This is a genomic window from uncultured Allobosea sp. (assembly GCF_945957345.1).
Classification (GTDB): domain Bacteria; phylum Pseudomonadota; class Alphaproteobacteria; order Rhizobiales; family Beijerinckiaceae; genus Allobosea.
Genome location: NZ_CAMFKW010000011.1, coordinates 74,041 through 87,788, shown reverse-complemented (window position 1 = coordinate 87,788; position 13,748 = coordinate 74,041). Strand labels below are relative to the sequence as shown.

The 13,748-nt window shown below is 66.8% G+C and carries 10 protein-coding genes; 8 read left to right on the top strand and 2 right to left on the bottom strand.

Translation table 11 applies throughout. The features are described from left to right. Positions 1-6 precede the first annotated feature (6 nt). Positions 7-1,152 carry a glycosyltransferase gene (locus Q0Q36_RS07920; RefSeq protein WP_293797075.1) on the bottom strand — a complete coding sequence of 382 codons (1,146 nt, stop codon included), beginning with the start codon at positions 1,150-1,152 and terminating at the stop codon, positions 7-9. Then, the gene (locus tag Q0Q36_RS07915) at positions 1,149-1,763 is read right to left on the bottom strand and encodes a MarR family transcriptional regulator (protein ID WP_293797073.1); all 615 of its coding nucleotides are present in this window, start codon (positions 1,761-1,763) and stop codon (positions 1,149-1,151) included. Before Q0Q36_RS07915 ends, Q0Q36_RS07920 begins: the two co-directional genes overlap by 4 nt. A 315-nt stretch (positions 1,764-2,078) precedes the next feature. On the opposite strand from Q0Q36_RS07915, the gene Q0Q36_RS07910 reads away from it, so the two are divergent. The 8 genes from Q0Q36_RS07910 (at position 2,079) to Q0Q36_RS07875 (ending at position 13,741) form a co-directional block, all read left to right on the top strand. Next, positions 2,079-3,833, top strand: a complete 1,755-nt coding sequence (locus Q0Q36_RS07910) for a type I secretion system permease/ATPase (RefSeq protein ID WP_293797071.1) — start codon at positions 2,079-2,081, stop codon at positions 3,831-3,833. Continuing rightward, positions 3,830-5,188, top strand: a complete 1,359-nt coding sequence (locus tag Q0Q36_RS07905; RefSeq protein ID WP_293797069.1) for an HlyD family type I secretion periplasmic adaptor subunit — start codon at positions 3,830-3,832, stop codon at positions 5,186-5,188. The genes Q0Q36_RS07910 and Q0Q36_RS07905 overlap by 4 nt, the downstream gene beginning before the upstream one ends. Before the next feature lie 296 nt (positions 5,189-5,484). Next, entirely contained in the window at positions 5,485-6,279 is a 795-nt protein-coding gene (locus tag Q0Q36_RS07900; RefSeq protein ID WP_293797067.1) for a calcium-binding protein, read from the top strand. A gap of 135 nt (positions 6,280-6,414) precedes the next feature. Then, entirely contained in the window at positions 6,415-8,706 is a 2,292-nt protein-coding gene (locus tag Q0Q36_RS07895; RefSeq protein WP_293797065.1) for a glycosyltransferase family 2 protein, read from the top strand. Further along, positions 8,703-9,542, top strand: a complete 840-nt coding sequence (locus tag Q0Q36_RS07890) for a class I SAM-dependent methyltransferase (RefSeq protein ID WP_293797063.1) — start codon at positions 8,703-8,705, stop codon at positions 9,540-9,542. Before Q0Q36_RS07895 ends, Q0Q36_RS07890 begins: the two co-directional genes overlap by 4 nt. Further along, positions 9,539-10,786 (top strand): glycosyltransferase family 4 protein, encoded by a 1,248-nt coding sequence (locus tag Q0Q36_RS07885; protein ID WP_293797061.1) that lies wholly within the window; start codon positions 9,539-9,541, stop codon positions 10,784-10,786. The genes Q0Q36_RS07890 and Q0Q36_RS07885 overlap by 4 nt, the downstream gene beginning before the upstream one ends. Further along, the gene (locus tag Q0Q36_RS07880) at positions 10,783-11,535 is read left to right on the top strand and encodes a hypothetical protein (RefSeq protein ID WP_293797059.1); all 753 of its coding nucleotides are present in this window, start codon (positions 10,783-10,785) and stop codon (positions 11,533-11,535) included. Before Q0Q36_RS07885 ends, Q0Q36_RS07880 begins: the two co-directional genes overlap by 4 nt. 4 nt (positions 11,536-11,539) lie before the next feature. Further along, positions 11,540-13,741: a hypothetical protein gene (locus Q0Q36_RS07875; protein ID WP_293797058.1), complete on the top strand. Its 2,202-nt coding sequence runs from the start codon at positions 11,540-11,542 to the stop codon at positions 13,739-13,741. Positions 13,742-13,748: the final 7 nt, after the last annotated feature.

Below are 13,748 nucleotides of genomic sequence, written 5' to 3'. Positions count from 1 at the left end.
TAGGCCCTAGTCGCCGAACTGATGGATCCAGCCGCTCTGGCGCGCGACGCAACGCTCGCGCTCGTAACCGGCGATGACAGTGTCCCGTGCGGCGCGACGCAGAGGCCGCATCAGCGCCGGGCTCACCAGGGCCTCCGCGATCCGGTCCGCCAGCGCTTCGCTATCGTGGAACGGGACGAGCAGGCCATTGGCGCCGTCGCGGATCACCTCCTTCACCGGTTCGGTGTCGGAGCCGACGACGAGGCAGCCGCAAGCCATCGCCTCCAACAGCGACCAGGACAAAACGAAGGGGATAGTGAGATAGACATGGACGGCCGAGACCTGGAACAGCCGGATCAGGTTCTCATAGGGCAGCCAGGGAATATGGACGATACGGTCTTCAAGACCGGTCTCCGCACGCATCGCCTCGCGCCAGCTATTGCCGTCGGAGCGGGGGCGGCCATAGCCTGAGCCGTCGCCGCCGATCACGACGAAGAGCACGTCGGGGTGGCGCTCCGCGAGAATCGCCGCCGCCCGCATGAATTCGGGATAGCCGCGATAGGGGTCGAGATCGCGCGCAACGAAGGTCACGACCGGCATGCCCGGTGACAGGACGCGGCCGTCCGGCAGGACGAAGGTCGTTGCGGCATCCGGCCGGCAGGCATGGATGTCGATGCCGTCATGGCAGACGGCGATGCGCTGGCGATAGGCGGCCGGATATTGCCGGCGCTGCCATTGCGTCGGCGCGTAGGCGGCATCCAGCGTATCGAGCGCGAGGAGCTGGGCTGCATTGCGCATGCGCACGCGTTGTCGGTCGGCAGCGGGAATCGGCTCGTCGATGCCGAAATCGAGGTCCGAATCGGTGCTGCGATAGTAATATTCGCAATAGCCGATCAGCGCCGCATCGGGCAGCGCGTCGCGGGCGAAGAGCATGCCGCCCCAGCCCATATGGCCGAGGACGACATCGGGCGGATCGCTGCGCTTCAGGCGCTCCATCAATCGCGCCACCGCCTCTCCGGTGCGCAGGTGATATTCGGTCGCCGCGAGCCCGGGGTGCTGGGTCGTGGTCTCGTCGACTGCATAGACGAGCTGGCGCACGCCCGGCGCCTCCTGCGTCGGGCGTTCGGTGATCAGCGTGACCTCGACGCCTTCGGCGACGAGGCTGCCGATCAAAGCAGCGAATTGACCAGATCCTGCGCGATGAACGAATAGGACATGCATGATGCGAGCAGGACTCCACCGTAGCGGAGCGCGTCGTTCCACCACTGTTCGAGTTGGCGCAGGGTTTCGTGCGTCGTGTTCACGTCGGTCTCGCGATTGCTCTCGAGCCGCTGGCCGAACTGGCTGGCCTCATCGAGCAAACGCAGCCGCTCGCACAGCATCTGCCCCTTCAGGGACAGCGAGATGCGGGCCTGCCGACGGTCGCGCGGTGAAGCTCCGCGGTCGAGATACCCATTCTCGACCAATTGCTTGAGGTTATACGAGGCGTTCGAGCCGCCATAGTGGCCACGATCCAGAAGATCGCGCACGGCAATCTCGCCCTGTCCGATCGTCATCAGCACCATGACTTGCGCTGGCGAGATGTCGTCGATGCCGAGCTTGGTCAGTTCCAGCCTGAGATAGTCGAGGAAGCGCCGGCTGACCCGTTCGATCACCCGCGCCAGGTCAAAAGGGGAAATTCGGCGATCAGGGACCTCTTCGAGGACGTCCGAACCATTCGCCGGATGATGGCCGTTCAGGGGAGTGCCTGTGAATTGCCCGCCGCCGTGCAATTTGAAGTGCATTCCTCACCTCACCTGATCGAAAATTAAACAATCCATCCGTTTTGCCTCCGTTCGTTGCAGAAAGCCTATAGGCAAAGCACATGCCATCTAGGTGAGCCAATAAGTAAGATTGTATTTATATTGAGATGCGCAGAAACTGCTTCAAAATTCAAAATTTCTCATGTTTCAGCCTTATTTGCTTCGATCTGAATCGGTGAGCTACGCTTCTAATCTGTCATAATCTTGACACTCCCGCCATGTCTCGTTCGTGGGCCGATGGCGAGGCCTTCCCCATCGTTGTCTCGGACCCAAGCCCCCTCACTCGCGGAGCCCTGCATGAAGGCTGTGAAGCCGGCGCCCGACGCCTTGATCCGGAATCTCCAGCGCTCCTTCGTCGGCGGCCTGAGTTATGCGGCGTTCCTCAGCTTGTGCGTGAACCTGCTGCTGCTGACCGTCCCGCTGTTCATGATGCAGGTTCAGGATCGCGTGACCGTCAGCCGCAGCTATGACACGCTGACGATGCTCTTGGTGATCGCGGTCGGGGCGCTGGCGCTCTACGGCACGATCGAATTCATCCGTTCGCTGACCTTCCAGGCGATGGCGAGCATCTTCGCGCGCAAGCTCAATTTGCCGGCTTTGCAGGCGGCGGTGAGCGCCTCGCTCGAACAGGGCTCGGGGCAGGCGACGCAGGCGATTCGCGATCTCAACGACATCCGCTTCTTCATCGCGAGCTCGGCGATCGCGACGCCGCTGGAGGCGATCTGGTCGCCGGTCTTCCTGGCCGTGCTCTTTGCGCTGCACCCGGTCTACGGGCTCGTCGGCCTGGCCTCGCTGATCATCCTGCTGCTGCTCGGCGTGCTCTCGGACATGCTGACCCGGCGCATCCTCAAGGATGCCAACGAGGCCGGCGTCGCCAGCATCAACGAGGTCGGCGCCAGCCTGCGCCATGCCGAGACGATCGAGGCGATGGGCATGCTGCCGGCACTGGCCAGGCGCTGGCGCGGCCAGCAGCTCGCGATGATCGAGCAGCTCGACATGGGCACGCGGCGCGGCAAGTTCATCGCCGCCGTGACGCGCTCGTCGCGGATGACGATGCAGCTTGCGGTCTATGCGACCGGCGCCGTCCTGATCATCCGCAACGAGGTCACGGCGGGCACGCTGATGGCCGCGAGCATCCTGCTCGGCCGTTTGCTGGCCCCGTTCGATTCGATGATCACCGACTGGCGGCAATGGGTCCTGTCTGCCGCTGCCTGGAAGCGCGTGCGGGAGCTGGTGCTGAGCCGCAGCTCGCAGCGCCAGACGGTGCCGACGCCGCCCTGCCAGGGCGATCTCGTGATCGATCGCGTGATCTATGCGCCCGCGGGGCAGGAGCAGACGGTCATCAAGAGCGTCTCCTTCACGCTCTCGCCCGGCGAGGTTCTCGGCGTCGTCGGGCCTTCAGGAGCGGGCAAGTCGACCCTGGCGCGCCTGCTCGTCGGCGTGATCAAGCCCAATGTCGGCGGCGTCTATCTCGACGGGCACAGCACCTATCTGTGGGAGCGCGGTTCCTTCGGCGCGATGGTCGGCTATCTCCCGCAATCGGTATCGCTGCTCAACGGCACGATCGCCGAGAACATCGCCCGCATGCGCGAGCCTGATCCGCACGCCATCCTGGAGGCGGCGCGCATCGCCGGCGTGCACGAGCTGATCGGCCGCCTGCCGCTTGGCTATGACACCAACGTCGCCGACAGCGATTTCAACCTGTCCGGCGGCCAACGCCAGCGCATCGGCCTGGCGCGAGCGCTCTATGGCATGCCGCGGCTGATCGTGCTCGACGAGCCCAATGCCAATCTCGATGCCGAGGGCGAGCAGAGCCTGATCCGCGCCATCGCGGCGGCGCGCGAGAGCGGCGCCATCGTCGTGCTGATCGCGCATCGCCCCTCGGTGATGCAGGTCGTCGACAAGTTGCTGGTGCTGCGCGAGGGCCGCGTGCAGCAGTTCGGCCCGCGCGGCGAGATTGCCGGCATGATCACGCCCGGCGGACGGGTCGAGCTCGATCCCGCTGCCAAGGTTCCAGCGGCTCCGGCTCAGGTCCGCGAGGTGAAGGCATGACCGGAAGCTCCCTGATCAAGCGCCCCGAGCATTCGCTCACGATCCAGCCTGACGTGATCGACGTGCATGACGAACGCACGCCGAGCCTGCGCAATCTCGTGCTGGCCGGAGTCGCCGCGATCGGCGTCGGCTTCGGCGGCTTCGGCGCCTGGGCGGTGACAGCGCGGCTCGACAATGCCGCGGTGGCGCCGGGCCTCGTCGCCGTCGACAGCAAGCGCAAGACCGTCAGCCATCTCGAAGGTGGCATCCTCAAGACCCTGCTCAAGGCCGAAGGCGAGCGCGTCACGAGAGGCGAGCCGCTGTTGCGGCTGGAGGATGCGCGCCAGCGCGCGGAATTGCAGCAGTTGCAGGCCAAGCGCATCGGGCTGGAAGCCAAGCTCGCGCGCCTACGGGCCGAGCAGACCGGCGCGGCCGAGATCGCCTTTCCCGCCGATATCGCGCAAATGGATTCGCCGATCGCGCGCGAGGTGCTGCGGGCCGAGCAGGGCCTGTTCAAGTCCCGCGCCCAGGTTCATGACGGCAAGGTCCATATTCAGCAGCGCGTCATCGAGCAGCATCAGGCCGAAACCGATGCGCTGAACGCCCAGATCGACGCCACAACCAAGCAGCGCTCGCTGATCGACGAGGAGGTCAGGATCATGGCCGAGCTCTACGAGAAGCGCTACGCCAAGCGCAGCCAGCTCGTCGATCTTCAGACCAAGCAAAGCGAATTGTCCGGCAAGGCCGGCGAACTCGCCGCCCGCAGGGCCAAGGCCGAGCAGGCGGTCGCCGGCGCCAATCTGGAAATCCTCTCGATCAGCCTCGAACGGCAGAACGATATCGGTGGCGAGATCCAGGAAGGCCAGCTCATGCTTTCGGAGGTGACCGAGCGCATCGTCCAGGCCGAGGATGTGCTGCGCCGGCTGGTGGTGACCTCGCCGCAGGAGGGCATCGTCGCCAATATCCGGATGCGCACCGCCGGCAGCGTGATCGCGGCCGGCGAGGCGATCCTGGATATCGTGCCGGAGCACGAGCCCCTGATCGTCGAGGCAAAGGTCGACCCACGCGACATCGATGCGGTGAAGGTCGGGGCCGCGACTCGCGTGCGGCTGACCGCGTTCAACTCGCGTCTGCTGCCGCCACTGGAGGCCAAGGTGAATTATGTCGCGCCGGACCAGCTCGTCGACGAGAAGAGCGGCGCGCCCTATTTCGTGGTGCGCGCCGAGATCGATCCCAAGAGCCTGCGCGACTACAAGGTCACGCTCCATGCCGGCATGACCGCGGAGGTCATGATCGTCAACGGCGCCCGCCGCGCGGTCGACTACCTGCTCTCGCCGATCACCGACAGTTTCAACCGCGCCTTCCGCGAGGATTGAGCCGCGCTGGGTGCCGCGTCGGTCGGGCATCCGCATGGACGGACTTATATTTCGATTTTGAAAGTATATCGGTTGCAATATCGATAGTTTGTTGATCGTAAAATAAAGACCAAATCTTGTTGCGTCGCAAAATGATCACAATAAAACTCTTGCTGCATTGCATCGAGTAGGCAATCTTCAGCCCGTCGAGCGGCGGCCAGATCTATTGAGGGCCGCCGGAATCGTTCCTGGTCTTTCCGTTCCGCGGTGCGGCCGCCGAACGTTCCAGGTTCATCAGATCGCCCAGGAGGTGCCGTATGGCGACGATCGAAGGAAGTGCATTCGACGACTTTTTGATAGGGACGCGTTTCAGCGACGTGATTCACGCGGGCGCCGGCGACGACATCGTCCATGGCGGGGATCAGGTCGATACCCTGTTCGGCGAAGAGGGAAATGATCTCCTCTTCGGCGATAGCGGCAACGATGCCCTGTTCGGCGGAGAGGGCAATGACATCCTCTTCGGCGGCCTCGGTGACGATGTCCTGTCCGGCGATGAGGGTAATGACGCCCTGTTCGGCGGCGAGGGCAACGACATCCTGCTCGGCGGCGCCGGTGACGACATCCTGCGCGGCAATGCCGGCGACGATGTCCTGATCGGTGGCGAGGGTAACGACGTGCTGCAGGGCGGGCCGGGCAACGACATCCTTCAGGGTGGTGCCGGCAATGACGTCCTGCAGGGCGGCGACGGAGCCGACATCCTCCACGGCGGCGACGGCAACGATATCCTGCAGGGTGGCGCTGGCGACGACATGCTGTTCGGCGGTGCCGGCAACGACATCCTGCACGGCGGCGCGGGTGCCGACACCTTCGTGTTCGCCGGCGGCGGCGGCAACGACGTGGTCCTCGACTTCCAGGCCGGCACGGACATGCTGCAGATCGCGTCCGACATCAACGGCACGGGTGTCCACACCGCGGAAGACGTGGCGGCGCGCGCGACCACGGTCGGCGGCAACACTGTCATCGATCTTGGCCACGGCGACAGCCTGACCTTGGTCGGTGTTTCCGCCGACGACGTTCAGGCCGATCCGAACTCCTACTTCACGGTCGCCTGATCCTGATGCTGCCTCCCGTTCGGCCGAACCGGCCCGGCGAGAGGCTTGCAGCCCCCGGAGCGCACACGCCCCCGGAAAGTGTTCCCACGCTTTCCGCAAGCGCTCCGGGATTCTCCATGCCGCAGGAGCGCACCAATGCTTTCACTCGCGCCTGTCGCGATGGCGACGACGCCGCCTGCCCAGCTCGAACTTCACCGCCTCGGCGGGTCGGTCTTTCTGCTCTGCTGGACGCTCGAGGCCTCGCCCTTCGGCAAGCCCGCGATCGCGCTCACGGCTGGCGGCCGGCGCCTGCCTGCGGCCTCGATCTCGCTTGGCCTGCGCGATGGACGCGAGCGGCTTGCCGTCGCCTTCCGTTCATCGGGTCATGACAATGTCGTCGCGACGCTCAGCGATCACGGCCCACAGGGCGAGGTGACGGCGGGTTTCGACCCGACGCTCGTCCACGGCCTTGCCGATCCGGCCGAGATTCTCGGGGAACTCACCCCACAGGCTCGCCTGACACTCGCGAATGCATTGGTACGGTCCTGGCCGCCCCTGTTCGGCCTCGCCGCGATCCCGAATTACCTGTCCTTCCTGCGCCAGCTCCTGCTGACCCTGTTTTCCAAGCCGGCGGCGATGCAGCCGACCGCGTCGCTGGTCGAAGGCCAATGGCTGTTCGAGACGGTCGTGCCTGCCGATTTCGGCGACCTGAAAGGCGTCGCGCGCCTCGATGGTACCGGGCTTTCGCGCCTTGACCTCAAGTCCCGCCTTGGCGCCACCGATCGCAGCGGCAAGCGCGAGGCCCATCTCGTGATGGATGCGCCGCCGAGCCGTGGTGGTGGACTTCTCATCCTGCAGGGCGAGCGCTCGCTGGTCCTGCGCGCGCTGCCTGGCCGGCAGTCCGCGCCCTCGCTCGGCCGCTGGTGGGCGGGGAAGGCCGCGAGCCGCGATGGCTTGCGCAACTGGGTTGTCGAACAACTCGCCGGGCTGTCCGAGCAGGGCCGCCTGCTCGCCATCGAGATGCAGCGGCGCGTGCCGCTTGCGGTCCAACATGTTCGGCGCAGCAACGACCTGCCTGCCGCCGAGCTCGACCTCGCGGTCTGCAACCGGGCCGGACTTCTGATTGGCGGCTGGCTGCGCGATCCCGACGAACTGCTGGAAGAAGTGCTGCTCCATCGCGGCAATGGCGAGCCGATCGCGATGCTCTCGCGGTTGCAACGCTTTCCCGTCCGTCTGCCGACCGGAGTGGATGGCGAGACCCGCCCCGGCACGGGCTTTGCCGGTTTCGCGTCCGATTATGCTGGCGGGGCGCCCGTGCTGCAGCCCCGCTGCGAGATCAAGCTGAAATCCGGGACGACATTGACCTTGCGCCCGCCGGTGCAGCCGGCCGATCCCACGACGATCCGGGCGCGAGCGCTTGCGGCGATTCCGCCGCAATATCTGACCGGGGATATGATCGAGACGACGCTCGCACCGATCCTCGCCGCCTGCCAGGAGGATCTGCGCGGGAGCCGGCCGGAGCCGGTGGTCAAGGCCTTCGGGCAGCCATGGGCGCGGCCGAAGGCTTCGGTCGTGATCCCGCTCTACCGGGTCTATGACTTCCTGCGCGTGCAGGTCGCGGCCTTCGCCGGCGACCCGTGGTTCTCGGAGAATGCCGAGCTGATCTATGTGCTCGATTCGCCCGAGCACGAGGCAGAGGTTTCGCATCTCCTCGGTGGGTTGCATCTCGCCTATGGCCTGCCGATGCAGCTTGTCGCGATGCGGCGCAATGGCGGCTTCTCGGCTGCCTGCAATGCCGGTGCCGCGCAGGCGCGTGGCGAGGTTCTCGCGCTCGTCAATTCCGACGTGATCCCGGCCGGCAATGGCTGGCTGGAAGGGCTGATCGCCCGATTGGACCGCCGCGCGCGGGTCGGTGCGGTTGGCCCGAAGCTGCTCTACGACGACAACTCGCTGCAGCATGCGGGGCTGTTCTTCAAGCGCGACAGTAAAGGCGCCTGGCTTAACCATCATTACTTCAAGGGCATGCCCGGCAGCTACGCGCCGGCGAATGTCGAGCGGCCGGTGCCGGGCGTCACCGGCGCCTGCATCGTGATGGCGCGCGATCTCTACGAGGAGCTCGGCGGCTTCGACGAGAGCTATGTCATCGGCGACTACGAGGACAGCGATCTCTGCCTCAAGATCAGGCGCGCCGGCTTCGGTATCCTCTATGTCCCCGATGTCGCGCTCTATCATCTCGAGCGGCAATCGATCGCACGCAGTGTCGACTACACGCGCGGCGCCGCCTCCCAGCACAATGCCTGGCTGCAATCGCAACGCTGGGGCCCCCAGATCGAAGCGCTGATGCAGGCCTTCGAGACCTCCGCGCCCGAGCTGGCGCTGCCGGCGCCGGCACCTGCCGAACCCGACCTTGTTCCTCGCTTCAGCTTCAGGAGAGCGACCGCCGCATGACCGCCCTGAGACAGATCGCACCCGAGCCTGCTCCCGCGGAGGTTTCCGCAGGGCCCGAGCTCGACTGGCTCCTGGCCTCGCTGCAGAGCAACCGCTTCATGCCGCACCCGCCGCCGGACTCGATCTTCGTCGGCGACGGCGACTATCGCGCGATCGGCGCCGAGTTCCTGGGTCATTTCATCCGCATCGGCCGGTTGAAGCCGCATGAGCGCGTCTTCGATATCGGCTGCGGCATCGGCCGTATGGCGGTGCCGTTAACCCAATATCTCGATCCCGAGCGCGGCAGCTATGACGGCGTCGATCCGGTAATGGAGGGCATCCTCTGGTGTGCACAGACGATCACGCCGGCCTATCCGCGCTTCCGCTTCCAGCGGCTCGACATCGCCCACCCGCTCTATAATCCGGCCGGCTCCCTGCCGGGGATCGAAGTGCGCTTCGGTTTCGCCAATGGCAGCTTCGATTTCGTGACGATGACCTCGGTCGCCACGCATCTGCCGCCCGAGGAGCTGGTGGTCTATCTGCAGGAGGCCGCGCGGCTGCTGTCGCCGGGCGGGCGCCTCTTTCTCACCGCCTTCGCGATCGACGGCACGTCGACCGGGCAGGAGCGCCTGTCGTTCAAGCGCTGGCAGGAGGGGCCGGGCTGGTATGCGATCGACGAGGCGCCGCTCGCGGCCGCCGGCATCGACAGCCGTTTCCTGCTGGAGCAGACCGCACAGGCCGGTCTGACTGTCGAGGCTTTGCGGCCGGGGCATTGGCGCGGCATCAGCGCGGCGCATTACCAGGACCTGCTGATCGCGACGAAGCCGGGGGGCAAAGCACCGGGAGGCGTGGCATGAGCCTGCGCATCCTCGTCGTCGCGCATAACCACCCGTCGCTGCATCCGGGCGGCACCGAGATCTTCGCGCATGACCTGTCGCAGGCCTATCGCGAGCAGGGCTGCGAGGTTTTGTTCCTCGGCGCGACCAATGCGATGCATCGCGAGCCGCATCCCGGCACGGCGCTGCAGGCGGTCGGCGAGGACGTGGTGCTGTGGAGCGCGCATTACGATCGCTTCCATATGAGCCAGATCGACCATTACGGCACATTGCAGGATCTCGCGACGCTGCTGGAGGAGTTCCGGCCGGACGTGATCCACGTCCATCATCTCGTGCTGATCGGGGCGGAGTTCCTGACGCTGGCGCGAAGGCTCCTGCCGCAGGCGGCGATCGTGATGACGCTGCACGACTACTACTCGATCTGCCACCATGACGGGCTGATGGTGCGGCCGGGCGACCGCCAGCGTTGCAAGGGCTCCTCGCCCTCGGCCTGTCATGGCTGCTTCCCCGAGATCGGCTCCGACCGCTTCCTGCTGCGCGAGCGCTTCATCAAGACACATCTCGCGGTGGTCGACCGTTTCGTCGCGCCGAGCCGCTTCCTGCGCCAGCGCTATGTCGACTGGGGCCTGCCCGGCGAGCGGATCGAGATCATCGCCAATGCCCGCCCGGCGCAGGAAGCCGCGCCGCATCGGCAGGCGACAGGTCGCCGTGCCAGCTTCGGCTATTTCGGCAACCTCAATCCCTGGAAGGGCGTGCTACCTCTGTTGCAGGCCGCGCAATTGCTACGCGCTTCCGGCGAGACCGGATTCTCCCTGCGCATCCATGGCGGTGCACCGTTCCAGAGCGAGGCCTTCACCGCGGCGTTCGAGACTGCGCTTGGCGGCGCGGAGGGCGTCGTCACCCATTACGGGCCCTATTCCCGTGACGAGGTGCCCGGTCTGATGGCCGAGGTCGACTGGGTGGTGATGCCCTCGATCTGGTGGGAGAACGCGCCCCTCGTCATCCAGGAAGCCTTCCAGCACCGCCGTCCGCCGATCGTCAGCGCCATTGGCGGCATGGCCGAGATGGTGCGCGACGAGATCGACGGGCTGCATGTCCGGCCGGGCGACCCGGCTGCACTGGCCCGCACCCTTCGCCGGGCGATGGAGGAGGCCGGCCTTTGGCAGCGCCTCGTCCACGGCATCGCCGAGCAGCCAACGCTAGCCGGCTGCGCCGGCCGCCACCTCGCCCTCTTCGACAGCCTCAAGCTCGCGGAGGCCGCATGACCACGGCTCAGCATCAGGACAACGACGTCCGTCTTCCCAACGTCAATCCCGCTCGCCTGAACGGACGGGTCGATGCCCTCGACGGCAGCCGGCTGCATGGCTGGATCTGGGACGAAGCCCGTCCCGACGAGGCGATCACCGTCAGGATCTCCTGCGACGGCAAGGTCGTCGCGGAAACGAAAGCCGACCAGAGCCGCATCGACCTGCGTCGCAACGGCATCGGCGACGGCAAGCACGCTTTCTCGATCGATCTCGACGAGGTGCTGGTTGCGGCGCGGGCGCGGCTGGTGGTCGTTGGCATCTCGCCTGCGACGAGGGCGGAGTTCGAACTGCGCCTGCCGGCGGCGGACGAGCTGGCGGCGGAAGCGGCGATCGCTGTGCCGCTGGCGCGCTTCTTCGACAAGGTCGAGATGCTGATCGTGCTCAACCGGCGCGCTCAGCTCGCCCAGAAAGAGCTCAACGAGAAGCTCGACCGCATCGCTGCGCGGCTGGAGGAAAACCACGCGCTGGCCGAGGCGACAAAGGCCGAGACCGAGAGCCAGAGCGAGATCGTGCGCCGGCTCGGCGAGCTCGACGTCTTCCAATTGCGCTTTGACGGCACCTTGCGCGGCTTCGACGAGCGCCTCGACGCGATCCGCAAGGAAGCACGCGCGCCGCTCCGGCAGGTCACGGTCATCCTCGGCTTCCTCTCGGCGCTCGCAGCGGTGATGTCCTTCGTCACGCTCGCCGTGACGCTCTGGGGAGGGTGAGGCGATGAGCGAGGTCATCGTTCCCGAGAGGACAGCGATCGCGCAGGCGCCGACCGTGGCCTGGACGCCGCTCGGCGAGAACGCGATCCTCGTCCGCAGCCATTGCGATGCGATTCCGGCGAAGGTGCCGGTCGCGGTCGACGGCAATCCCCGCAACCGCGCCCAGACGATGGTGCTGAGCTGGCGCCGGCCCGGTGCCGAGCCCTCGGCGGCCACCGGCTTCCTGTGCCTGGCGCCGGCGCCGAGCGTCGACGATAGCGGCACCGGCGCGCTGCTGATTGGGCGGCCCGGCCGGCCGCTGCGGCTGATCCTGGCGTCCAAGCCTCAGCCCTTGCAGACCTTCCTGTCCGAGCTTGCCGACGATGCCGGCCAGGCTTTCCCGAGCGTGGTCGACGGCCTGCTCGAAGTGCTGCTGACCGGCGCACCCAATCCGCGCCGCCTGCGGGCCGTGGCGATGCTGTTGCAGACGGTGGCGCGGCCGGGTGGCTTCGTGGAGGTGATGGGCAAGCTCGACGAGGTAGCGGGCTTGGGCGGCGGCATCTTCCTGCAGGGCTGGACCTCCCATTTCGCCGCCGGGCGGGTGAAGCTGCTGATCTCCCATGGCGGCCTGTCGCCGGCCCATCTCGAAACCGGCACCTTCGAGCGCGACGATCTCGGGGAGGGCGCGCGTGGCTTCTTCGGCCTGCTGGAGGATTGCCACGCCCAGCATCCCGGCGAGATCGAGCGGCTCTATTTCCGCGGCAATGACGGCTGGCGCGCGCTCGAAGTCTATGAGCGCCATGTCCTGCTCGAACCGATCACCGTACCCGGCCATCTGCGCGACGGCCTGCAACGCGGCACTGCTCCCCAAGTGACGGCCGACAAGCTCAGGCGCGCCTCCCAGCGCTTCGACGGGCGCGACACGGTCTGCCTGCTGGAGGAGCCGGTGCGCGCCGGCATCGACTCGGTGACAGTGGTCGAAGGTACCGGCGTGCTGATCATCGGCTGGCTGTTCGATCCCGAGCGCCGGGTCGGCGGCGTCTCGCTGCGCAGCGGCAGCCAGTCTTGCGCCGTCGATCGTTTGTGGACGCGGGTGCAACGCGCCGACGTGACGGCGGCCTTCATGGAGGACCCGCGCTTCGGCCCGGCCTTGGCCTCGCGGCGCAACAATCACGGCTTCATCGTCTTCGCGCCGAAGCTGCTGCCGGAAGCCGGCCAGCCGCTGCATCTCGCCTTCGAGGTACAGGGCACAGGTCCCGCCTTCCTGCCGCTCGAACCCAACCGTGCTCCGGCGCGCCGCGCGCTTGAGCGGGTGCTCGGCCTGCTCGATGCGCGCTCCTCGACCGCCAATGCCGTGGTCGAACGCCAGATCGCGCCAGCCCTGCAGGCGGCCGAGATCGCGCCACCACGCGCCGCGGAGACGCTCGATGTCGGCACCTTCGATCCCGAGGCCACGCTCGGCCTCGTGATCGGCCTTGATCACCGGCATCGCGAATTGTCGGCGCTGTTCGCGCTGCTCGCGATGGACCCGGAAGCGCGGCCCCTGCCGATCGTGCTCGCGGCACCCTCCGAGAGCTTCGACCGTGTCGGTGCGGAGGCGCGGCGGCTGGCGCGTTTCTATGGCTTGTCGGTGCGCCTCGTCGCGGTGGAAGGAGTCGAGGATGCCTGCGATGCGCTGGAGGCGGGCGTCCGCGCCTGCCGCTTCAATACCGTCGCGCTGCTCTCCGGGGCTGCGCAGATCCGCATGCCCGGCTGGCTCGGCCGATTGGAGCGGGCCTATCGAGCACGCGGCGGCCAATGCGTCGCAAGCCCAACGCTGCTCTTCGAGGACGATTCCATCCGCTGGGCCGGCGCCTGGCTGGAAGGCGAGGGGACGAGCCGGCGCATCGCCAACCGCTTCGTCGGCTATCCCCTGGAGGCGGTCGGCAATCTCGGCCCGATGGAGGTCGCGGCCGGCGCCAGCGAATGCTGCGTACTGTCGCGCGCCGCCTTCATCGAGGTCGGCGGCTTCGCGCGCAATTACTTCACGACGGCGGAGAAGGGGCTCGATCTCTGCCTCAAGCTCCGGATGGCGGGCTCGCCCTCGCTCTGGGTGCCGGATGTCGAGGTCTATGCCGTCGACGACGCCGAGACCACGACGCCTCATGCCGGCGTGCTCGCGCAGCTCGCCGACCGCACCAGCTTCGACCGGCGCTGGGCGCTCGCCATCTCCAACATGAAAGGCTGAGGATGCG

Coding starts and splice junctions, on each gene's coding strand:
- Q0Q36_RS07915 (WP_293797073.1), bottom strand. CDS start 1,763: ATGCACTTCAAATTGCACGGCGGCGGGCAATTCACAGGCACTCCCCTG.
- Q0Q36_RS07910 (WP_293797071.1), top strand. CDS start 2,079: ATGAAGGCTGTGAAGCCGGCGCCCGACGCCTTGATCCGGAATCTCCAG.
- Q0Q36_RS07905 (WP_293797069.1), top strand. CDS start 3,830: ATGACCGGAAGCTCCCTGATCAAGCGCCCCGAGCATTCGCTCACGATC.
- Q0Q36_RS07900 (WP_293797067.1), top strand. CDS start 5,485: ATGGCGACGATCGAAGGAAGTGCATTCGACGACTTTTTGATAGGGACG.
- Q0Q36_RS07895 (WP_293797065.1), top strand. CDS start 6,415: ATGCTTTCACTCGCGCCTGTCGCGATGGCGACGACGCCGCCTGCCCAG.
- Q0Q36_RS07890 (WP_293797063.1), top strand. CDS start 8,703: ATGACCGCCCTGAGACAGATCGCACCCGAGCCTGCTCCCGCGGAGGTT.
- Q0Q36_RS07885 (WP_293797061.1), top strand. CDS start 9,539: ATGAGCCTGCGCATCCTCGTCGTCGCGCATAACCACCCGTCGCTGCAT.
- Q0Q36_RS07880 (WP_293797059.1), top strand. CDS start 10,783: ATGACCACGGCTCAGCATCAGGACAACGACGTCCGTCTTCCCAACGTC.
- Q0Q36_RS07875 (WP_293797058.1), top strand. CDS start 11,540: ATGAGCGAGGTCATCGTTCCCGAGAGGACAGCGATCGCGCAGGCGCCG.